We start from the raw sequence: 20958 nt of genomic DNA on the forward strand, positions 1-20958 counted from the left end.
AAGATTAAAACCTATTGGACACAGACTAAGTTCTGACAAAAATCTGACAAAACCTTAAAACCTTTAAATGATTTCTTGAACTTATGTTTTAATGTCTAGTCAGAACTTAGTCAGATTTTAGTCAGTGTCAAATAGATCTTGAACTTTATCTTTTGATCTTAATTTATCACCATTGGCACTAGCTCTGCGTCGCCTCTATCCTTTGAAACAATAGCGCGATATTGGTTTGCTTTTTAGTTGTTCATTATTCATTGTTAATTATTAATTGAAATAAAGTAGGGGAGGCTGATCCGAAGAATGAAAAAAAAAATAAGAAAATCCATTGCCCAACTGCAAGATAAAGTTATTAGCTGGCGGCGGGCAATACATAGGGAGCCGGAGTTAGGCTTTGCGGAAGAGGCTACGGCTGCTAAAATTACTAAGGTCTTGGCTGAAACTGACTTACAGGTACGGACTGGAGTGGCTAAGACAGGCGTAGTGGCTGATTTGCAGATAGATGAACAGCTGCCTACCTTGGCCTTAAGAGCTGATATGGATGCTTTGCCTATTCAAGAGCAGACTGGGGTGGAGTATGCTTCGCAAAATGAAGGGGTTATGCATGCTTGTGGGCATGATGGTCATGTAGCTATTCTTTTGGGGACGGCTGTTATTTTGGATCGCTTCCGTCAGGAGCTCAATACTAATCTACGCTTTATCTTTCAACCGGCTGAGGAGGGCCCGGGAGGTGCCTTGCCGATGATTAAAGAAGGAGTCTTGGAGGGAGTTGATAGTATATTAGGTTTACATCTCAGTACTAATCATTTAACTGGGGTGGTAGAGCTGAAAGCAGGAGCCTTTTCAGCTGCGGCTGATCAGTTGAATATTACTGTTTTAGGTGAAAGTGGTCACGGCTCTGCTCCTCAGCAGACAGTGGATGCTATTTTGGTAGCTGGAGAGGTGATAACTTCTTTACAGACTATAGTTAGCCGGAAGATATCCCCTCATCAAGCAGCGGTTATTTCTTTAGGTAAGATAGAAGGTGGTTATCGGCATAATGTAATTGCTGATTCGGTGAGACTAAAGGGGACGGTGAGGAGTACTGACCCGGAGCTTAGAGAGCGCTTACCAAACTTAATTGAAGAGGTGGTGCGGGGTATTACTCGGACCCATAATGCTGATTATGAGCTACAGTATATCTTAGGTTACCCTCCTTTATACAATGAAGCTAGTTTAGTAGACTTTTTAGAGAAAAATTTAACTTCTTTGGTGGAAGTGGTAGAAGTACAGCGAGCAACTGAACCTTCTATGGGAGCTGAAGATTTTGCTTATTATTGTCAGCGAGTACCGGGAGCTTTTTACCGTCTAGGGGCAGGTAAGTTTCCTGATTCTTATCCTAATCATCATCCTCAGTTTGATTTCGATGAAGCCGCTTTGGAAATTGGAATTATAACCTTTGTTGAAAGTGCCCTAAATTATAATTAGAATAAAGGGAAAGTTTTCTTAGTCTAGAATTAATAAGTATTAAGTATAGTATTTATAATAAGGAAGGTGAGAACTTTGCGAAAACGAGAGGTGTTGGTGTTGATTGTTATCTTAGCCTCTTTTTTATTTAACTTTCCCGTGCAAGCTCAGAGCTTCGAAGATATAGAATCAGATTCGACTTTCGTTGAAGAAGAGCTGGCAGCTAAAGAGAGTGCAGAAGAGATAATTGAAGCAGTTAGCGATAATTTTAAGGCTATAGAGGACTTTAGAGGGTCTTTAATTTCAGAGGTTTTTTTAGCTGAAGAGGATTTAATTACCTATCAAACTAACTTAATGAGGAATCCGAATCGTTCTTTGGTGGATAATAACTATACCTTTGGTCAAATTAGGGGTACAGAAGTAGGTAGGCTACTCAATGCTATGCCTTGGATTTATTTACCTCCAGACTATTCGTTAGTTCAACGAGCTTTACCGATTACTGGACAGCGAGACTATCAAGAGCCTTTGGAAAATTTAGATGATTTATATGATTTGCAGTTATTAGGTCAGATCGAAGTAGATGAGGAGCCCATATATCTTTTAGAGTTGAGTAATATATTTGGAAAGCAGGTTTTGTGGGTAGAGCAGGAGCGGTTGATTATTCTCCGAATTGAAGTATTTGATGGAGGAGGAGAGTTAGCAGCTGCTATTGATTATAAAGGTTATAGAGAGCTAGAAGATGAGGTTTGGCTGCCTAATTTAATTCAAGTTCATAATAGCCAGGAAGAAAAGATATTGGAAATCAGCTATCAGAGCTGGGTAGTCAACGATGGTTTAAGAGATCGGGACTTTGCTATGGGCTTTATTTATGATGCTCAAGCGGAAATTAATGAGTTAGAAGAAGTTGTGGCCGATAATCCTCAGGATTTTGAAAGTAGGTTTCAGCTAGCTAAGCTCCACCATGAGGTTTTGGAAAGTGAAAAGGCAGTGGAGATATTAAGAGAGCTAATTGAGGAAAGCGAAGCTGAGCAGAGTATTGAGTATTATCAGCAGTTGGCTGCTATTTATGAGGATCAGAGTAAGTATCAGCAGGCTTTAGAAGTTATTGAAGAGGCTTTAGCTGTGGAATATGAAAAAAGTGAACTGCACTTTACTCGAGCTGAGCTAAGTTTAGAGCTGCAAAATCGAAGTCAGGCTAGAAATTCCTTAGAGACTGCTGTTCGATTGGAGCCGAATAATGAAAGGTATTTACAACGTCTCTTTTGGGTTTATCGACGTTCGTCTTTAAGTCAAACGGTTTTGAATAATGCTCAAAATGTATTGGATAGACTGATTGATTTATCTCCAGAAAATATTCAGTATCTTATTTATTCAGGAGATCTTTATTTAGAGGCTGGAGACTATGAACAAGCAGCATATAGATACCAACAGGCTATTCAAGTTGATCCTGAGGATAGCTGGGGTTATCGAAAGCTGGCCCGTTGTTATGAAAAAATGGATAGCTTTGCTGTGGCGAGAGAGCTATTTAAGTATGCAGCTCAGTTAGATGGTAGTTGGATGAGATATGAAGAACTGGCTGACTTTTATTATCGACATCAAAACTATAAGGCGGCTATTGATAATTATCAAGTGGCTTTAGAAAAGAGTCCGCAAGAACTTGATGTAAAGATTAAACTTGGTAAGGGATATTGGGCAGCCGAGGATGAAGATGAAGCTTTAGCTATTTGGAATGAAATCTTAGATGAATACAGTCTCCAGGTCAATGATTATACTAGATTAGGTAATTTATTTATGGATTATGAGCTGGATAATTTAGCTGTTGCTACTTATAAACAGGGAATTGCCGAGTTTGAAGATCCGGTAGATGCTTGGGTGCGGCGTTCCTTGGCAGACATCCATGCTAATTTGGCTGAAATTTATAAAGAACAGGCTAATTATGAATTAGCTATGCAGGAGTACTATAATTCTCTGGAATTGGAAGCTAATACTGAAACCTATAATAAGCTAGGTGTACTTAAGTTTGAACACGGGAACTTAGTGGCAGCTATGGAGCTTTGGGAAGGAGCTCGAGATGAAGATTTAAGTAATTTACAGGCTATATATAACTTAGCTGTAGCTCAACTGATTACCGAAGATTTTTCAGACTCCAAATCTAATTTAGAATATATTAAGCGCTTTGATCCAGAAGAAGAATTAGTTGAACTGTTAACATCAGCCTTAGAGGTTAATACTAAGATACAGGAGTTAAAAGAGGATCTGGCTACTACCACTGAACATGGCCATGAATATAAATTAGAAGGAGATCAGTTACGCCGGGCTGGAGAGCTTAATGAAGCTGCTGAGAAGTACAAGGAAGCTTTGGATAGAAATGCTTATTACGAGGAAGTTTATTTCTATCTAGGTCAGATTGAAGCTGTACAAGGTAATTATCGGACAGTAGAGGAAATTATAGACCGCTTTAATAGTTCTTCAACTCAGCGTCAGCAGGCTGAACTGTTAGCAGAACTTAAACTTTTGATTAAGGGAGTTAAGTAAAAGAATTAAGAGACATGGAGGTTAAAGTTGATGAAGCTAGAAGTAAGGGATATTACAGTAGCCGGAATCTTAGGAGGGGTCTGTATTGTTCTAGGGATGACTCCGCTCGGTTTTATTCCGGTACCTACTCCGGCAGGAGCAGCTACTATTATGCATGTACCGGTGATTATGGGGGCTATTTTAGAAGGGCCCTTAGTAGGTAGCTTGGTAGGTTTGATATTTGGTATTTTCAGTTTTTTGCGAGCTGGAAGTCCTTTTTTTGCCGATCCGGTGATTGCTATTTTACCTAGGGTTTTGATTGCTGTTTTAGCTGGTTATAGCTACAAATTATTTTCTGGACATTCTCAGGCGGTAGCTATAACAGCGGTGGTAGGTACCTTAACTAATACTTTGGGAGTTTTGGCTTTAGTGGTCTGGAAGGAGTACTTGCCTTTAGAGGCAGCAGTAGGAATTGCTCTTAGTCATGGGATTCCGGAGGTTGTTGTGGCGGTAATTATTACCGTATTAATAATGAAGGTTTGGGATAAAGCTAAGTAGTTTGATATGCAGACTAATACTAAGTGAAAGGGAGTGAAAAATATGTTAAAGCTGAAAAGTGAAAGTCCAGAGGAGACCATAGAGTTGGGAAGAAAGTTAGGTTCTATACTTAATAGTGGAGATATTGTTTGCTTGCAGGGTGATTTGGGAGCTGGTAAGACCTACTTAACTAAGGGGATAATGAAAGGCTTGGGAGTGGATAGAGAGATAGTTAGTCCTACTTATAACTTGATTAAGGAGTATCAAGGTAGGCTGCCGGCTTATCACATAGATCTTTATCGAGTTTCTGATGAACAACAGTTACATGATGTAGGTTTTGAAGACTATATTTATAGTGAGGGAGTAAGTGTTATTGAGTGGCCTGATAAGTCTGGTTCTTTGATGCCTGATAATTATCTAAATATTATTATTAAAGGTCAACAGCAGGAGCGTACGATTAAGCTGATTCCTCAGGCTAATAAGTATATTCCTTTATTGGAGGAGTTAAAGAAGAATGTTAATCTTAGCTCTGGATAGTGCTACTTCTGTAGGAGCAGTTGCCCTTTATCAGGGGGAGAAGTTGATAGCGGAATCTAATCTTAATTTGGAGTTAACTCATTCACAGCGTTTATTTCCTCAAATTATTGAGTTGTTGAAAGCAGCTCGAGTGGAAGGACAGGATTTAGAGGGAATAGTAACTGGAATAGGGCCCGGTTCTTTTACCGGAATTAGAATTGGGATGGCTACTGCTAAGACTTTGGCTCAGTCTTGGAATTTAGAGATGGTAGGAGTTTCTACTTTGGAGCTTTTAGCTAATGCTTTATTAGAGACAGAAAGGGCTATCTGTCCGCTGATTGATGCTAAGCGGGAGCGAGTCTATACTGCTCTTTATCAGGGCCAGCAGCAAGAGGGCTTAAAAAAACTTCGTTTGCCTGAACAGATTTTAGCTGTAGTCAAGCTTTTAGAGCGGCTTAAGCAGGAGCTTTCAGGTGAGGTGCTTTTTGTGGGCCCTGCTGTTGAGAAATACCGAGAGTTAATAAAAAAAGAACTAGGAAAGCAGGCCTTATTTGTGCCTAAGCTATATCATTTACCGCGCGGTGGAGTCTTAGCTAGAGTAGGAGCGCTTAAGCTTGCTGCAGGGCAAGGAAGTGACTTTGTAGGAGTAAAGCCTAACTACCTTAAACTATCTCAGGCTGAACGAGACTGGGTAGGTGATTAATTCTCTTAGATAAGGATGATAAGTACTTTGGAAGCACAAATTGACATAGAAGAGTTGACTTTGGAAGCGATGGAGGTGGCAGACTTAGATGAGGTATTGGAGATTGAAGCAGAGTGCTTTTCCAACCCTTGGTCTCGCCGAGCCTTTAAACGAGAATTGACTCGAAATCGTTATGCTATGTATTTATTGGTGAGGAAGAAAAATAAAATCTTAGGTTATATAGGAGCTTGGCTGGTCTTAGACGAAGCCCATATAACTACTTTAGCGGTAGCTCCTGCTTATCGACAGCAGGGAGTAGCTAGGTTTTTATTAGAGGAAGCTTGGGGCAGATTTTTGAATTTAAATATTAAACAGGTTACCTTAGAAGTGCGGGTTACTAATACAGCAGCTCAGAATCTTTATTTAGATTATGGATTTCAAAAGATTGGAACTAAAGAAGATTATTATCAGGACAACCAAGAGGATGCGGTAATTATGTGGAAGAGAATAGCGGAATAGAATTAAGGGGTTTTAATTATGGAAAATAGATTGATATTGGGTATTGAAAGCTCTTGTGATGAAACAGCAGTGGCAGTAGTTAGTAACGGGAGAGATGTTTTAGCTAACGTAGTTGCTTCGCAGGTAGACTGGCATCGTAAGTTTGGAGGGGTAGTGCCGGAAATAGCTTCACGAAAGCATTTAGAGCTGATTAATCCGGTAATTGAGGAGGCCTTGAGTGAAGCGCAAGTTGATTTTGAAGATTTGACGGCAGTAGCTGTTACTTACGGCCCGGGTTTAGTAGGGGGGCTTTTAGTGGGGATAGCTGCTGCTAAAGCTATTGCTTATAGTCAGGAACTGCCTTTAATAGCTGTTAATCATATTGAAGGCCATATTTATGCTAACTTAATTGCTCATCAAAATTTAGAAGCACCAGTAGTCTGCTTAACTGTCTCTGGCGGTCATTCGGATTTACTTTATTTTCAAGAACTAGGTGATTATCAGCTCTTAGGCAGAACTCGTGATGATGCCGTAGGTGAAGCCTTTGATAAGGTAGCTCAGGTCTTGGACTTAGGTTTTCCAGGGGGGCCAGCTATAGATAAATTAGCTTCTCAAGGTGAGGCAGATGCTATTCAGTTACCTAGGCCTTTAATCGATGCTGATAATTATGATTTTAGCTTTAGCGGTTTAAAAACAGCTGTTTTGAACTATATCAATAATCAGCAGCAGCGAGGTGAAAGGATAGTTAAGGCCGATTTGGTAGCTAGTTTTCAACAGGCTGTAGTGGATATTTTGGTGGCTAAAGTTACTAAAGCCGTTCGAGAGCTGGAAGTAGAGCAGGTTATGCTAGCAGGAGGTGTGGCTGCTAATAGTCAGCTAAGAGCTGAGTTGGAGGAAGAGCTATCTGCTCTGGGAGTTAAGCTTTACTTTCCTCCTTTAAAGTTATGTACTGATAATGCAGCCATGATTGCTAGTGCAGCCTATTATCATTGGCAGCAGCAAAACTGGGCCGGCTATGATCTCAATGCAGAACCGAATTTGAAGTTAGAGTAAAGGCAAAGGAAGGTGAGAAGGATGAGTAGTTCGTTAGAGGAGTTAATTTATTTTTCAGCTCAAGAGTATAATATTTTGCCTGTTACTTCAAAGTGTAATTTAGACTGTCTCTTTTGCAGTCATCGTTATAATCCACCGGAGGTTAAGGTTTTCACCTATGGACATCGTAGTTTGGAGCAGATTAAAGATGTAGCTGACTTTTTAGATCCAGCTCAAAAGATAGTAATTGGTGAATCCACTACTACTTTGGTGGAAGGTGAACCTTTTGTTAATCCAGATTTTAAGGATATTTTACTTTATTTACGGCGGCGCTTTCCTAAAACCAAGATTCAGATTACTACTAATGGCTCCTTATTGGATAGAGAAACGGTGGAATTATTAGCGACCTTAAACTTCATTGAGCTGAATGTATCCTTGAATACTGCTTCTTTGGAGCATCGTCAACAGCTAATGGACTGTAAGAATCAAAATATCTTACAACAGATAGGTTATTTAGCTCGACAGGAAGTAACTTATCACGGCAGTATTGTAGCTTTGCCTACTATTAGCAGTTGGGATGATTTAGAAAATACTATCGATTTTTTAAATCAAAATAATGCTAAAACTATTAGAGTCTTTCTACCTGGTTGTACTAAATTAGCTCCTCAAGAATTGCAGTTTGATCTCCGGCTGTGGTTGGAGTTAAATCGTTATCTGGATGACCTAAACTATAAGTATAGAGTACCGATTACGGTAGAACCTCCTTTAATTGAGAATTTAAAGGTGAAACTAAGAGGGAGTATAGAAGATTCACCCGCTGATAAGTCTGGACTGCGGAGGGGGGATCAGCTATTAAAGGTGGAAGGAGCAGAACTTCCCTTGCGAGTGGAAGCTTTTAAGAGGTTAGTAGCTGCTGAGGACCCTCAAGTTGAGTATAAACGGGCCGGAAGAGTTTCTACACTTAATTTAAGAAAATCAATTGGAGATAAGTCGGGAGTAGTTTTAGATTACGATATTGATTTAGCTAGGCTAGAAAAGATTAAAGCGAAAGTTGAGCAGGCAGCTGCCGAAAGGGTAGTTATTTTAACTTCATTATTGGGACAAAGGGTGATTAAATTAGCTTTAGAAGAGCTAATGCCTGATCTATTTTCTAAAATCGATATCTTACTAGTCAAAAATAGGTTTTTCGGCGGCAATATTATGGCAGCTGGCCTGTTGGTGGTTAGTGATTTTTTAACAGCTATTGAAAAGCATAAAGCCAAATTAAAAGAGGTCGATTTAGTTTTAATTCCCCAAACTCCTTTTAATAAGTGGGGGAATGACTTAACAGGGAGCTCCTATGAGGAAATAGAGTCTAGATTAGAAGCTCCTTTAGTTGTATTGTGATATTTAGTTAACCGGAGTTCAAAACATTAAAAGCTTTTTTGACATGCCCTGAAAGAAATGCCCTTGGGGTGCTGACTAAAATCTGACTAAGTTCTAACTAGATCTTAAAATCTTTTAGTTCTTTAATTTTTTTAAGCTTTTATGTTTTAGTCAGATTTTGTCCGAACTTAGTCAGTGTCAAATAGAACTTGAACTTAATGTTTTAATAGTTTAGGTTTTTAACTATACACTGTTAATTATTCAAGGCTTGTAAAGGAGCAGGGATTCTACCGCCTCGCTTTACGAATTTAGCGGAACTGAAATGGTTGATGTCCATAATTGGGGCCCTACCTAATAAACCTCCAAACTCCACTTCATCGCCCACTTCCTTGCCCGGAACAGGAATAATCCGGGCTGCCGTTGTTTTTTGGTTGATGGTACCGATAGCCATTTCATCAGCAATAATAGCAGCAATGGTCTCCGCCGAAGTAGCACCGGGAATAGCGATCATATCTAAACCTACTGAACAGACTGAAGTCATTGCTTCTAGCTTATTGAGATCCAAAGCTCCGCTTTCGACTGCTTCAATCATTCCTTGGTCTTCACTGACCGGAATAAAAGCTCCGCTTAAACCGCCTACGTGAGCCGAAGCCATAGCTCCGCCTTTTTTAACAGCATCATTTAACAGAGCTAAGGCAGCAGTGGTGCCGTGAGTTCCACATTTTTCTAAGCCCATATTTTCTAAAATATTAGCTATGCTATCACCTACCGCTGGAGTAGGAGCTAAAGACAGATCCACAATTCCAAAAGGAATAGCTAACTCTTTAGAGACTCCTCGACCTACTAATTCACCCATTCTGGTAATCTTAAAGGCAGTTCTTTTAATCCGATCGGCTAATTCATCGAAGTTAACTTCGGGAATATCTTCGACTATATTTTTGATTACGCCGGGCCCGCTAATACCCACATTGATAGTAGCTTCAGCTTCGCCTATTCCGTGAAAAGCTCCGGCCATGAAGGGATTATCCTCCGGTACATTAGCAAAGACAACTAACTTAGCACAGCCAATAGCCCCTTCATCAGCTGTTAATTCAGCTGTTTTTTTAATAATCTGGCCCATCTCTAGCACAGCATCCATATTAATTCCCGCTTTAGTAGTAGCTACGTTAACCGAAGAACAGACTCGGTCGGTTTTGTTTAAGGCTTTAGGAATGGAGTTAATTAAGTTTCTTTCCTCCTTAGTATGTCCCTTATGTACTAAAGCAGAAAAGCCCCCAATAAAGTCTACTCCTACTTTTTTAGCAGCCTGGTCTAGAGTTTCGGCAATACTGCTATAATCACTTTCTTCACAGGCCGCAGCTACAATAGAGATCGGCGTAACCGAAATCCTTTTATTAACAATAGGAACTCCATATTTAACCTCCATTTTTTGAGCAGTTTCTACTAGCTGGCCTGCATACTCGATTATCTTATTATATATATTTTCTCTTACTACTTCGATATCGGGATGGGCACAGTCCTTAAGGTTGATCCCCATAGTTACAGTTCGAATATCGAAGTTTTCCATTTCAATCATTTTTATAGTTTCTAGAATTTCATCAGGATTGATTAACATTGACTTAACCCCCTCAATTTATATTCTATGCATATACCGGAACACATCTTCGTGTTGAGCCATTACTTTCATTTGTAGCTCTTGACCAGCAGACTGTAACTCTTCCTTTAACTCTTCAAAGCTGATCTTTGTTTTGGAGATATCAACTAACATAATCATAGCAAATAAGTCTTGGAGTAAGGTTTGGCTGATATCTAAGATATTTGCTTCGTATTTAGCCAATACTCCGGTCATCTTAGCAACAATACCTACTTTATCTTCTCCTAAAACGGTAATTACAATTCTATTCTTATCTTCTAGTTCCACTTTGGGCACCTCCATAGTTATATTATAAAAATTAGTGATTTTGATAACTATGATATCTGATTTTAGAACTCTTGTCAATTGAACTTTAATTATTGAGATCATAAATTTTTTTAGCCTTTATTTGCATATTAATGGTAATAGAACTATAATATATACATATGTATAGCTTTGCTACATCTAAAATGTAGCTATAAAATTCCATAGTTGTCAAATCCAAATGGCATGGATGAGTTTTTTGCATTAATTTGTCATCTCAGAGCTTAAGAGGTGATTGATAAAATAATCAAGTGGGAGGTAGAGTTAGCAGTGAGAAGGATTGTTTTTTTAGTAGTTATTTTTTTATTAATTCCTATTTCGGTACAAGCCCAAGAGGCTTATATTGCCGATAGGATTTATTATGTGCATGATAAGGCTTATAATACTAGTATTAGTTTATCTAGGACTAGAGCTAGTCAGTACGCCCAAAGTATTTTAAAGTGGTCTGAAGAGTATAATGTAGATCCCTTTTTAGTACTAGCTATTCTAGAGGCAGAAACTAATTTTGTTTCTAGAGGAGATTACGATGAAGGAAGAAGTATAGGGATTGGCAGCATGAAAAGATATTTAGCTAAGGATTTGGCGGCAGAGTTAGGACTGGAGTATTCTGAATGGAGGATGTTAGATCCGCTGGAGCTGGGGATTAGACTGCCGGTATATTACTTGAGTAAGTTAATTGATAGATTTGGTGATATACATCAGGTTATTGTAGCCTATAATCGCGGGCCCAATAGCGGAATAGAGGATGAAGATGCTTTTTATCTAGACTATTTATTTAGAGTTTTAGGTCGGAAGAACTACTATCAAGAGGCATTAAGATAATTTGAGAATAAAAATTATAGAAAGGAAAAATGATTTATGATAATATTATATCAATTTGAATCTTGTCCCTACTGTCAAAAGGTTGAAAAGAAGCTAACAGAATTAGAATTAGAGTATCGAGTGGAGGAAGTGCCTAAAGCTAGGAGTGAAAGAGATAAAATTAAGGAGCTATCAGGACAGATTAAGGTGCCGGTGTTGGAGGATGGTGATGGTACTGTGATTTATGATTCCAGTGAGATAGTTGCTTATTTGGAAGAAAAATATGGTTCTTAATCAGCTAGATAAGTTGCTAAAAGCGTCAGTTAATAACTGACGCTTTTAGAGCTAGACAAAGCTTAGGCTTTCAACAGTAAATTCAAAGTTTTATAGTTGCAGGATACTTGTATTTAGATGTAGAATTAGGTAATTAAGATAAAATATTGAGCCTCTTTAATATCTTTTGGATTAAAACCTACTTCAGATTTGTGAAATTTTTATCACAACTAACTAAAGGAGGAGGATTTAAGTGTCTACTATAGTTACAGTAAGTGAGGTTAAATGTCAAAAGTGTTATGCTTGTGTGCAAAACTGTCCTGTTAAGGCAATTAAAGTGAAGGATAGTAAGGCTGAAATAGTAACAGAAAGATGTATTAGTTGTGGTTATTGTCTCAGTGTATGTTCTCAGGGAGCTAAGCGGATGAAAGACTATCAAGCTGAGATTGCTAAATGGAGACAATACGAGGAAAAGTTAATAGCCTGCTTGGCCCCTTCCTTCATTGCTTCCTTTACAGAGTGTAAGCCTCAGCAGGTAGTTACTGCTTTACAACGATCGGGCTTTGAGCAAGTGTATAAGGTTTCTTTGGGAGCTAGGATGTTGCTCGAAGACTATGATGACTATTTAGTTACCTCTGAACTTAAGAATTTAATTAGTACAGCCTGTCCGGCTATAACCAATTTGATAGAGAGATACTATCCTGAATTAGTTCCTAATTTGATTCCTTTGGTCTCTCCTATGATAGCAGTGGCTAAATTAATTAAAAAGGAGCATCCAAAGTCTAGAGTAGTTTTTATTGGGCCCTGTGTTGCTAAAAAGTCTGAAATAAAACAAGAAGAGGCAACTGAAATTATAGATGCGGTATTGACCTTTAAGGAAATTAAAGAGATCTTTCGTAATCAAGGTATAGAGGAGCTTAGAGAGCTAGAACTGAGTAGCTTTGCTTTAAGTAAACTGCCTCACAGTGATAACTTTCCTTTAGCGGGAGGATTAGTAGCTAATTTGGATAGCTTATCTGCCGATGAAGCATTAATTACTGAAGGGAGTCAGAGTGTTATTCGCTTATTGGAGGCTATTTCTGAGGAAGAAATAGAGGTTCAACTTTTGGATTTGCTTTTTTGTCAGGGCTGTATTGATGGCCCGGAGATAGATAGTCAGCTATCTATCTTTGCTAGAGAAAAGTTAATTAATGAGTTTTTAGAGAAACAAGGAGTAAGTAATAAGGAAAGTAGTAAGGAGGATAAGCTGCCCAGCTTAGATTTTAGTCGCCAGTTTGAGCGTAGAGTAGTGGAACTACCAATGCCTAATCAAGAAGAGATAGAGGAAATCCTCAATTATACTAATAAGTTTACTGAGAGTGATCTGTTAAACTGTGGAGTTTGTGGTTATTCTACTTGTCGCGAAAAAGCTATAGCAGTTTATCAGGATTTAGCAGAGATAGAAATGTGTCTACCTTATCTTTTGGAAGAGTTTCAAAAAGAGGTGGATTACTATAAAGAAAAGCTGTCTTTAAATAAAGATACTAAGTATAGTTTTCGAGATATTAAGGGTAAGAGCCAGCAAATAAAAAAGCTTAAAGCTCAAGCACGACAGGCTGCTCAGACAAGGTCTACTATCTTAATTTTGGGCGAAAGTGGAACTGGCAAAGAGTTATTTGCCCATGCTATTCATAATGCTAGTCCTAGGCGAAGCGGGCCCTTTGTTAAAGTTAACTGTGCTGCTATTGCTGATACTCTATTAGAAACGGAGCTCTTTGGTTATGAAAAAGGGGCTTTTACTGGAGCCCGCCAAGATGGAAAAGCAGGTAAGTTTGAACTAGCTGATCAAGGAACTATCTTTTTAGATGAAATAGGAGATATGCCGCTTCAGATGCAGGCTAAGATATTGAGAGTATTACAGGAAAAGGAGATAGAGCGTGTAGGTGGAAATGAGGCCTTGGAGGTAGACTTGCGAATTATTGCTGCCACTAATTGTGACCTTCATCACAAAATGAAGAAAAATAAGTTTAGAGAGGATCTATATTATCGGTTAAATGTGATTACTATTAAGATTCCTCCCTTACGGGAGAGGATAGAGGACTTACCGGTAATTGTGGATTATATTATTACTAAACTAGTTGCTGAAGAGAAAATCCCGAGGAAAAAGCTGTCAAATGAGGTTTTAGTTAAGTTGATGAGCTATGACTGGCCAGGTAATATTAGAGAATTAGAGAATTTAATTATTCAAACCTTTAGTTTAGCTACTGACGAGATAATTAAAGTTAAGGAGTTGCCTAACTATATAATTGAGCAGAGCAGTGAAAATAATAGTGGGCTTACTGACAGGGTGAATAAAGAGACGGGGATAAGGCCTTTAGGGGAGCTGGTTGCTGAGCTTGAGAAAGAAGCAATTCAGAAAACACTTAATTTAACCAAGGGTAATAAAAAGAAAGCAGCTGAATTATTGCAGATTTCTCGCTCTACTCTCTATCAAAAGCTGGATAGGTATAGCTTTTAAAATGTTTTTTGTATGAGAAAAGAACAGCGTATAAAAAATGGACACTTTATCTAGCTGGTAGTTTTAACGACTATTTATAGATCAATAATCAAATAAGCTTACTAATAGCTGTTAATTAGCAATTAGCTTTCTCTAAATCTAGATAACTGTTGATAAGTGCTATTTTACGGGATTAAAAAGTTATTGTTGAGCCTTTTTCATAGCTTAGTAATAAATAAGGTGTATTTTAAATAAACAGGCTTTGGAGAGTTAAAAATTTGACTAATTTTTAGAAGCGGTCATTAACGTTGATATTCTAGGAGATTAGAGAATTGACCCTCTTTTTATAAATGCTTGGCATGAAAATTGCATTATATAATAAGTGAATCTAATCACAAAAAAGGAGGATATCAAATGGAAAAGAACTTATTGTCACCAAGTGAAACAGTGGATGCTTTAATTGATGCTGGAGTTAGGAAGGTGCACTTGAGTAGCTTACAGATGGTATTATTGGGAATCATGGCTGGAGCCTTTGTTGCTTTTGGAGCTTATGCTTCGAATGTGGCCTCTCACGCCATGGTTGCTGATAATTATGGTTTACTTAAGTTTGTGCAAGGAGCGGTCTTTCCAGTGGGTTTGATAATAATCTTGGTAGTTGGAGCTGAGCTCTTTACTGGAAATACGTTATTATTTTTAAGTCTTTTGGATAAAAAGATTACTTTTGAGGAAATGATGAAAAACTGGACACTAGTCTACTTAGGGAACTTAATTGGTTCAATAGCCTTTGCTTGGTTAGTTTATAATGCTGGCTTATTCTCTACTTCGGAGGGATTGCTAGGAGGCTTCCATGTAGAGATAGCAGCTTCTAAAACTAATCTTCCCTTTAATGTTGGTTTTTTTAGGGGGATACTTTGCAACTTTGCAGTCTGTCTTGCTGTCTGGATGGGCACTGGAGCTAAGGACATGATGGGTAAGGTGCTTGCTGCTTGGTTTCCAATCATGGCCTTTGTTGTAGGTGGTTTTGAACACAGTATTGCTAATATGTACTATATACCGGCGGGAATACTGGCTAAAGGAGAGTATGCTGGAGAGGCTGCTGTGACCTCTGCTCAGTTAGCTCAATTAGACTGGATGGGCTTTGTGAATAATTTAATTTCAACGACGGCTGGTAATATCATTGGTGGTGGAATATTAATTGGCAGTGTTTATTGGGTAGTTCATAAGAAAAACAGTAAGGTTAAAAGTCCAGAACTAAGTTATCAAGAGAGTGAAGTTATGTCTAAATCATAAGAATATCTTAAAAGGCTCCTGCATTATGAAGGAGCCTTTTAAGATTGATAAGCTAAAAAATATCAAATTGATCTTCATGACCCCGGCGTAGTACTTCATATTCACCGCTTTCTAAATCTAGATCGTAGATATTAAAGTTATTTTTGATAGAGATTCCTTCTTCATGGCTGGCGAAGTTAATGGAAGCTGAGCCTTCAGGGCCCGTAATGATGCGGTGAAAAACCTGAGTAGGCCAGGTCAGCATACAGCCTCCCTCAAAGATCAGCTCTCCATCTTGCTTGATATAGTCAGGGCCCACCTCAAACTCCTCCAACTCTCCTGTTGATAGTGAATAAAGCTCTACAAATCTAACTCCTTGCATAACTACTAGGTTATCGGTCTGGTGAGGATGCATATACCAAGGGCGTTCTACTCCTTTTACGGGCCCTGGTGAGACAGCATTACTTTCGTGGAGCACCCGGTCAATGGAGTCTATGGAAGGAAAGTGCTCCATTGGTATTAAATCGAAGGTGACTCCCGCCGTTTTTCTAAAGACAGGAATTTTTAAGATGCGGTAGTGTTCAGCTTGCTCGCGGATAATAATATCACTATTCATTTGATTTCCCCTTTCCTATTAAATATTACTTCGCTAAAGGGTCTAAACTTCCTTTTAAAAATAGTACTTGACAGAATAAAAAGTTTTTAGTAGAATATGACCAAGAAGTCATATGACTTCTTAGTCATATTAATATTTTTAAAGAAAGGAGAGAAGATATGCCTAGCGAGACATTTTTTAATTTACCGGAAGAAAAACGAGAAAGAGTTTTGGATGCTGCTATTAAGGAATTTGCCCAACATCCTTATCATAAAAGCAGTATTAATCGGATTGTTGAAGAGGCGGATATTGCCAAAGGTAGTTTTTATCAATACTTTAGCGATAAGAAAGATCTATTTAAGTACATTGTTGAATTAATAACTGAGGAAAAGATGACTTATATTTCAAAAGCAGTAGCTGAAAAACAGAATCTTAATTTTTTTGAATTATTAAGAGAGCTCTATTTAGCCGGCTTTCGTTTTACTAAGGAGCATCCTCGCCTGCAATTAGTTGCCTTTAGGATTATCAATCTCGATAATCAGCTTAAAGAGGAAATACTAGATAAGAGTGAGCAAAAAAGCGATCAATTTTTTATTAAGCTTTTGGAAGAGGGGATTAAAAAAGAAGAGATTGATCCTAACATCGATATTGAATTTACAGCTTATTTAATAACTCAACTGAATATATCGGTTTTGGAGGATTATTTCTGGAAAAAGTTAGAGTTTGACAATGAGGAGGATCTTTTAGCAGAATTGAGCAAGGATAAGTTGATGCACCTTGTTGATAAAATTTTATACTTTATTAGGAATGGAATCGAAAAAAATAGTTAGTGATTAATCGAAGTTTTTACGTTAACTTTAGCTTAATAGGAGGGGATAGTATGCCACTTTTAAAGTTTGAAGCTGTGGAAAAGATTTATCAACAAGGGGAGATTGCGGTACCGGCTCTTAGAGGAATTGATTTAATAGTTGAGAAGGGAGAGTTTACTACCGTTTTTGGCCCTTCTGGCTCCGGCAAGACCACCTTGCTGAATATAATTGGGGCCCTAGATAAGCCGACTAAGGGTCGGGTGGAAATTCTGGATCAGAGCATTAAAGAGATGGATAAAAATCAACTGGCTATGCTGCGCCGGAAGCATATTGGCTTTATATTTCAGAGTTATAATCTAATTCCCGTGTTGACTGCCTATGAGAATGTGGAATTTGCTTTGAGAATTGCTGAAGGTAGTCAGGGCCCGGAGACTAAAGAAAGAGTAACTAATATTTTAACAAAGGTTGGCTTAGGGGAAATGTTAGCTAGAAAGCCCAATCAGCTTTCCGGTGGTCAGAAACAAAGGGTAGCAATAGCTAGAGCTTTAGTCAAGGAGCCCGATTTAGTCTTAGCCGATGAGCCGACAGCTAACCTTGATTCTGAAACCAGTCAGGAAGTATTGGAGCTAATGCTGAAGATGAATCAGGAGTTAAAAACTACTTTTATTTTTTCCACTCATGACCCATTGGTAATGAAGTATGCCCATCGTTTATTGGAGATTCGGGACGGGATGATTTCTAAGGAAGAAAGGAGGGGCTAGCATGTATCTGCTACGAATTGCATTTCGGAACTTATTTCGCCGTCGTAAAAGGACTTTGATTATTGCCAGCATATTATCCTTAGCGGTGATAACTTTTTTATTGTTGGATTCATTTATGATGGGAATGATGGACTTATCCTTCGGTAATGTGATTGATTTTGAGACACCGCATATAGAGATAGCACGAGAAAACTTCTTTGCCGAAGCCGATGCTAAGCAAGAACTACCTTTGGCAGAAACCTTTAGCCCTAGCCAGGATATCTTGGCTGAACTAAAAGCTAGTCAAGGCTTTTCAGCTTTAACTCCTGTATTAGATTTTTCAGCTAATTTTATTGCTGGTCGAGAAGAATTCCCTGTCTTGGTTCGCTCTATAGAGCCGACTACTTTCGGTGAAGTCTTTAAAAATGAAGACTATTTAGTAGCAGGGGAGTTTGTTGAAGCAGGGGATTCGGGGGTGGTAATCGGTTCTCAATTAGCAAAGTTTTTCAATTTAGAAGTAGGAGATTTTTATACTTTGCGTTTTCGGGATAAACAGGATTACTTCAGCACTATTGAAGGTGAAGTAAAGGGGATTGTATCTACTCCTCATCCAGAGATGAACTTAGGAACGGTGCTTGTTGCCCGTGATTATGCTGTTAAGTATTTAGGAGTTAGTGAGGATCAAGTGAGTCAATTAATGTTAAGAATGGATAATAGAAATATAGCCCTTAGCCAAGCTGATAAACTGGGCGATAAATTAGCAGATTCAGCTTATGAAGTTCGCTCTTATCGCGATGCTTCAGAAATGTTAACTTCACTTGAGGCTTGGGGTTATTTAGAAACTTATTTTATCTTGGCTCTTATTTTGCTGGTAGGAGCTATTGGGATTATTAATGCTATTGTTTTATCTGCTTTAGAAAGAGTAAAGGAAATAGGAATGATGAAAGCTATGGGACTAAAAGAGAGTCAGATAGTGCAGGTATTTGTATTAGAAGCCGGAGGGCTAGGAGTAATTGGAGGATTAATTGGCTGTACAGTGGCAGCAATAGTTAATGCTTTATTTGCTACTTTTGGTATTGACGTAGAGTCTTTTTGGGATGTAGCTGAGTTGGGACTACCTATGAGTGGTAGAATTTATGGCGTTTGGAATCCTTCTTCCTTTGTGATGATTTTTCTATTTGTAATAGTAATTGCTGTAGTCGCTAGTATAATTCCTTCTTATTGGGCAGCTCGCAAAGATCCTGTTGAAGCAATTCATCACAGATAAAAAGAGATATTGGAGGTGAAAAAGATGTATTTATTAAAAATTGCTGCACGTAATTTAACTCGTAATAAGCTCCGTACTTTTATTTCTATTGTGGCTGTTACTGCCGTAGTGATGATTGTTATTTTTGCTCGGGGATTGATGGTAGGTTTTACAGAATCAAGTTTTGGGATGTATATTGATAATAATTTTGGTCACGTCAGAATAACAGACTCCGAATATCAATTAAGAGAGCCTTTGTTACCTTTAGATTATACTGTAGATGGCTTTGCTGGGGATGGAGTAGAAGAAATGCTGGCGGAGCTTAGAGAGCTTGATAAGGTAGAACACGTACTGCCTAGAATTCGCTTTGGAGCTATGGCCAGTATTGATGATAATTTATTAAGAATGATTGGAGTAGGAATTGATCCTGCTGCTGAAAGTGATTATGGTTTCTTGGCGGAGGAGATTAAAAAAGGGAGAATGCCGCAGACAGAAAATGAAATTTTAGTAGGACAGGGCCTATTAGCAGACTTAGGAGCAGAGCTTGAGGATAGAGTTACCTTGATGTTTGTTGATGCTTATCAGTCTTTACAAGGCCGTACTTTTCAGGTAGTAGGTATTAGAGATTCAGGAGTACCCCAATTAGATGATAACTTCTTTTATCTGCCTTTAGAAACAGCTCAGAATATATTGTGGTTTGAAGATGAAGTGACGGAAGTATTAGTTTTTGGTGCTGATGCTCGTAGGGCTGATGCTTTACAGACTGAAATTAATTTTTTATTGGCTGAAAGGAGCGCAGATCATTATTCGACGGTGCTTTGGAATAAGGCTGATCCGCTGGTAGAAACTTATGATGAGGTAGGAGATATTATGAACTTGGTTTATATACTTTTTATTCTAATGGGAACTGTGGTGATCATAAGTACTTTAACTATGATTATTCGGGAAAGGACTTCAGAAATAGGAATGATGGCAGCTTTAGGACTTAGAGGTAGAGATATTATGAAGATATTCATTTTGGAAGGAGCTTTTATGGGCTTAATAGGTAGTCTGTTAGGAGTAGTGGGGGGAGGTTTAATTACTTTCTATTATTCACGAGCAGGACTTCATGTAGAAGCCTTTGCAGAGGCTTTAGGAGAGATGGATGTTTTAATTGAACCAGTTTTTTATCTAGCCTTTAACTTTGAAAACTTAGTGGTCAGTTTTATAATGGGAGTTGTGATTGTAACCTTAGCCTGCCTTTATCCAGCTTATCAGGCCGCAAAATTGGAACCGGCAGCTGCTTTGCACTATATTGATGAATAGATCATTTAAGCTAAGTATTTACAAAGAACTATATTTATGGGGGGAGTAATGATGAAAAAAGTAGTCTTTACTTTATTAATCCTGAGTTTGTTTTTGGTGTCTGGAGGATATTCAAACTGTGTGTTAGCAGCAGAGTTAACGGCTGAGGAGATAATGGAACGGGTGGATGAAAATGAGTACCTTGAATCTGCTCGCATGGAGGCAAAAATGATAATTGAAGATAGGGGTAGAGAAACTATTAAAGAGATGTATTCTTATACCAAAGGTGAAAACAGTTTAAGTGAGTTTACAAATCCTAGGGATAGAGGTACTAGATATCTGAAATTAGGTGATGATTTGTGGATGTACTTCCCTGCTGCTGAGGATTTGGTTAGTATCTCCGGTCATATGATGCGGGAAGGAATGATGGGCAGTGATTTTTCCTATGAGGATATAATGGAGTCTCAACGGTTGACAGAGCTTTATAACTTTGAATTGCAAGGAGAAGAAGTTATTAATGGCAGGGATACTTATGTTGTTTCTGCTGTAGCTCGTGAAGATAAAGATGCCTCTTATTATCAGCGTAAAATCTGGATCGATCAGGAGCGTTTTGTGATCTTAAAAGAAGAGTATTTTAGTACTGGGGGACGTTTGCTTAAGGTAATGGAAGTTAAAGAGGTTAAAGAGTTTCCTGGGCAGCGATGGTTTCCAGTTGAAGTTGTTATGAATAATAAATTAAAAGCAGAGAGCAAGACTACTTTACAGATTAAGGAGCTTGATTTCGATTACGATATTCCAGAGAGTAAAATTTCCTTGGAGACATTGGAGTAGACCACAACTCGGAGGTGAAAAAAGTGAAGTTGAAAATCAAGATAGCATTATATTTACTCATATTATGTGTATTACTTACCACCAAAGCAGAAG

20 protein-coding genes are annotated in these 20958 nt (G+C 38.4%); 17 read left to right on the forward strand and 3 right to left on the reverse strand.

The genetic code is table 11. From position 1 onward, the window contains the following. The first annotated feature begins 297 nt into the window (after positions 1-297). The 8 genes from MWH30_RS03555 to MWH30_RS03590 all read left to right on the forward strand — a co-directional run bounded on the left by MWH30_RS03555 (position 298) and on the right by MWH30_RS03590 (position 8605). Positions 298-1461, forward strand: coding sequence for a M20 metallopeptidase family protein (locus MWH30_RS03555; protein ID WP_248662675.1), 1164 nt, complete (start codon positions 298-300; stop codon positions 1459-1461). Positions 1462-1536: 75 nt separating this feature from the next. Further along, a complete protein-coding gene (locus MWH30_RS03560; RefSeq protein ID WP_248662676.1) occupies positions 1537-3975 on the forward strand; it encodes a tetratricopeptide repeat protein in 2439 nt (812 codons plus the stop codon). Positions 3976-4005: 30 nt separating this feature from the next. After that, on the forward strand, positions 4006-4512 hold the full coding sequence (locus MWH30_RS03565) for an ECF transporter S component (RefSeq protein ID WP_248662677.1): 507 nt from the start codon (positions 4006-4008) through the stop codon (positions 4510-4512). Between the two features lie 42 nt (positions 4513-4554). Further along, on the forward strand, positions 4555-5028 hold the full coding sequence (gene tsaE, locus MWH30_RS03570) for a tRNA (adenosine(37)-N6)-threonylcarbamoyltransferase complex ATPase subunit type 1 TsaE (protein WP_248662678.1): 474 nt from the start codon (positions 4555-4557) through the stop codon (positions 5026-5028). After that, positions 5006-5710 (forward strand): tRNA (adenosine(37)-N6)-threonylcarbamoyltransferase complex dimerization subunit type 1 TsaB, encoded by a 705-nt coding sequence (gene tsaB / locus MWH30_RS03575; RefSeq protein WP_248662679.1) that lies wholly within the window; start codon positions 5006-5008, stop codon positions 5708-5710. The genes tsaE and tsaB overlap by 23 nt, the downstream gene beginning before the upstream one ends. 27 nt (positions 5711-5737) lie before the next feature. After that, positions 5738-6208, forward strand: a complete 471-nt coding sequence (gene rimI / locus MWH30_RS03580; protein WP_248662680.1) for a ribosomal protein S18-alanine N-acetyltransferase — start codon at positions 5738-5740, stop codon at positions 6206-6208. Positions 6209-6226: 18 nt separating this feature from the next. Then, positions 6227-7240, forward strand: a complete 1014-nt coding sequence (gene tsaD / locus MWH30_RS03585) for a tRNA (adenosine(37)-N6)-threonylcarbamoyltransferase complex transferase subunit TsaD (protein ID WP_248662681.1) — start codon at positions 6227-6229, stop codon at positions 7238-7240. Between the two features lie 21 nt (positions 7241-7261). Continuing rightward, the gene (locus tag MWH30_RS03590) at positions 7262-8605 is read left to right on the forward strand and encodes a DUF512 domain-containing protein (protein WP_248662682.1); all 1344 of its coding nucleotides are present in this window, start codon (positions 7262-7264) and stop codon (positions 8603-8605) included. 232 nt (positions 8606-8837) lie between these two features. On the opposite strand, the gene MWH30_RS03595 is transcribed toward MWH30_RS03590, so the two are convergent. Both MWH30_RS03595 and MWH30_RS03600 read right to left on the reverse strand, forming a co-directional pair. After that, positions 8838-10199: a PFL family protein gene (locus MWH30_RS03595; RefSeq protein ID WP_248662683.1), complete on the reverse strand. Its 1362-nt coding sequence runs from the start codon at positions 10197-10199 to the stop codon at positions 8838-8840. A gap of 18 nt (positions 10200-10217) precedes the next feature. Further along, positions 10218-10505 (reverse strand): ACT domain-containing protein, encoded by a 288-nt coding sequence (locus MWH30_RS03600; protein ID WP_248662684.1) that lies wholly within the window; start codon positions 10503-10505, stop codon positions 10218-10220. Between the two features lie 306 nt (positions 10506-10811). Between MWH30_RS03600 and MWH30_RS03605 the strand changes: the two genes are divergently transcribed. The 4 genes from MWH30_RS03605 (at position 10812) to MWH30_RS03620 (ending at position 15381) form a co-directional block, all read left to right on the forward strand. After that, positions 10812-11363 carry a transglycosylase SLT domain-containing protein gene (locus MWH30_RS03605; RefSeq protein ID WP_248662685.1) on the forward strand — a complete coding sequence of 184 codons (552 nt, stop codon included), beginning with the start codon at positions 10812-10814 and terminating at the stop codon, positions 11361-11363. Between the two features lie 36 nt (positions 11364-11399). Beyond that, entirely contained in the window at positions 11400-11636 is a 237-nt protein-coding gene (locus MWH30_RS03610; protein ID WP_248662686.1) for a glutathione S-transferase N-terminal domain-containing protein, read from the forward strand. 232 nt (positions 11637-11868) lie between these two features. Beyond that, positions 11869-14112, forward strand: coding sequence for a sigma 54-interacting transcriptional regulator (locus MWH30_RS03615; RefSeq protein WP_248662687.1), 2244 nt, complete (start codon positions 11869-11871; stop codon positions 14110-14112). A gap of 393 nt (positions 14113-14505) precedes the next feature. Next, a complete protein-coding gene (locus MWH30_RS03620) occupies positions 14506-15381 on the forward strand; it encodes a formate/nitrite transporter family protein (RefSeq protein ID WP_248662688.1) in 876 nt (291 codons plus the stop codon). Positions 15382-15433: 52 nt separating this feature from the next. On the opposite strand, the gene MWH30_RS03625 is transcribed toward MWH30_RS03620, so the two are convergent. Continuing rightward, positions 15434-15976, reverse strand: coding sequence for a hypothetical protein (locus MWH30_RS03625; protein ID WP_248662689.1), 543 nt, complete (start codon positions 15974-15976; stop codon positions 15434-15436). A 158-nt stretch (positions 15977-16134) separates the two neighbouring features. On the opposite strand from MWH30_RS03625, the gene MWH30_RS03630 reads away from it, so the two are divergent. Genes MWH30_RS03630 through MWH30_RS03650 form a run of 5 tightly spaced genes read left to right on the forward strand, consistent with a single transcriptional unit; the run spans position 16135 to position 20865 of the window. Beyond that, positions 16135-16785 (forward strand): TetR/AcrR family transcriptional regulator, encoded by a 651-nt coding sequence (locus MWH30_RS03630; protein ID WP_248662690.1) that lies wholly within the window; start codon positions 16135-16137, stop codon positions 16783-16785. 50 nt (positions 16786-16835) lie between these two features. Next, on the forward strand, positions 16836-17525 hold the full coding sequence (locus MWH30_RS03635; RefSeq protein ID WP_248662691.1) for an ABC transporter ATP-binding protein: 690 nt from the start codon (positions 16836-16838) through the stop codon (positions 17523-17525). A gap of 1 nt (position 17526) precedes the next feature. After that, complete coding sequence (locus tag MWH30_RS03640; protein WP_248662692.1) at positions 17527-18771, forward strand: ABC transporter permease; 1245 nt, start codon at positions 17527-17529, stop codon at positions 18769-18771. 24 nt (positions 18772-18795) lie between these two features. Next, complete coding sequence (locus tag MWH30_RS03645) at positions 18796-20055, forward strand: ABC transporter permease (protein WP_248662693.1); 1260 nt, start codon at positions 18796-18798, stop codon at positions 20053-20055. A 51-nt stretch (positions 20056-20106) separates the two neighbouring features. Next, the gene (locus MWH30_RS03650; protein ID WP_248662694.1) at positions 20107-20865 is read left to right on the forward strand and encodes an outer membrane lipoprotein-sorting protein; all 759 of its coding nucleotides are present in this window, start codon (positions 20107-20109) and stop codon (positions 20863-20865) included. The last annotated feature ends 93 nt before the right edge of the window (positions 20866-20958 follow it).

The organism is Fuchsiella alkaliacetigena (genome assembly GCF_023227765.1).
GTDB classification, from domain to species: Bacteria; Bacillota; Halanaerobiia; order Halobacteroidales; family Acetohalobiaceae; genus Fuchsiella; species Fuchsiella alkaliacetigena.

Bases quoted from the DNA above. Each gene is read 5' to 3' on its own strand.
- tsaE (WP_248662678.1), top strand. From the start codon at position 4,555: ATGTTAAAGCTGAAAAGTGAAAGTCCAGAGGAGACCATAGAGTTGGGA.
- MWH30_RS03635 (WP_248662691.1), top strand. From the start codon at position 16,836: ATGCCACTTTTAAAGTTTGAAGCTGTGGAAAAGATTTATCAACAAGGG.
- MWH30_RS03650 (WP_248662694.1), top strand. From the start codon at position 20,107: ATGAAAAAAGTAGTCTTTACTTTATTAATCCTGAGTTTGTTTTTGGTG.
- MWH30_RS03590 (WP_248662682.1), top strand. From the start codon at position 7,262: ATGAGTAGTTCGTTAGAGGAGTTAATTTATTTTTCAGCTCAAGAGTAT.
- MWH30_RS03595 (WP_248662683.1), bottom strand. From the start codon at position 10,199: ATGTTAATCAATCCTGATGAAATTCTAGAAACTATAAAAATGATTGAA.
- MWH30_RS03640 (WP_248662692.1), top strand. From the start codon at position 17,527: ATGTATCTGCTACGAATTGCATTTCGGAACTTATTTCGCCGTCGTAAA.
- MWH30_RS03555 (WP_248662675.1), top strand. From the start codon at position 298: ATGAAAAAAAAAATAAGAAAATCCATTGCCCAACTGCAAGATAAAGTT.
- MWH30_RS03565 (WP_248662677.1), top strand. From the start codon at position 4,006: ATGAAGCTAGAAGTAAGGGATATTACAGTAGCCGGAATCTTAGGAGGG.
- MWH30_RS03625 (WP_248662689.1), bottom strand. From the start codon at position 15,976: ATGAATAGTGATATTATTATCCGCGAGCAAGCTGAACACTACCGCATC.
- MWH30_RS03645 (WP_248662693.1), top strand. From the start codon at position 18,796: ATGTATTTATTAAAAATTGCTGCACGTAATTTAACTCGTAATAAGCTC.
- MWH30_RS03610 (WP_248662686.1), top strand. From the start codon at position 11,400: ATGATAATATTATATCAATTTGAATCTTGTCCCTACTGTCAAAAGGTT.
- MWH30_RS03620 (WP_248662688.1), top strand. From the start codon at position 14,506: ATGGAAAAGAACTTATTGTCACCAAGTGAAACAGTGGATGCTTTAATT.
- tsaD (WP_248662681.1), top strand. From the start codon at position 6,227: ATGGAAAATAGATTGATATTGGGTATTGAAAGCTCTTGTGATGAAACA.
- MWH30_RS03630 (WP_248662690.1), top strand. From the start codon at position 16,135: ATGCCTAGCGAGACATTTTTTAATTTACCGGAAGAAAAACGAGAAAGA.
- tsaB (WP_248662679.1), top strand. From the start codon at position 5,006: ATGTTAATCTTAGCTCTGGATAGTGCTACTTCTGTAGGAGCAGTTGCC.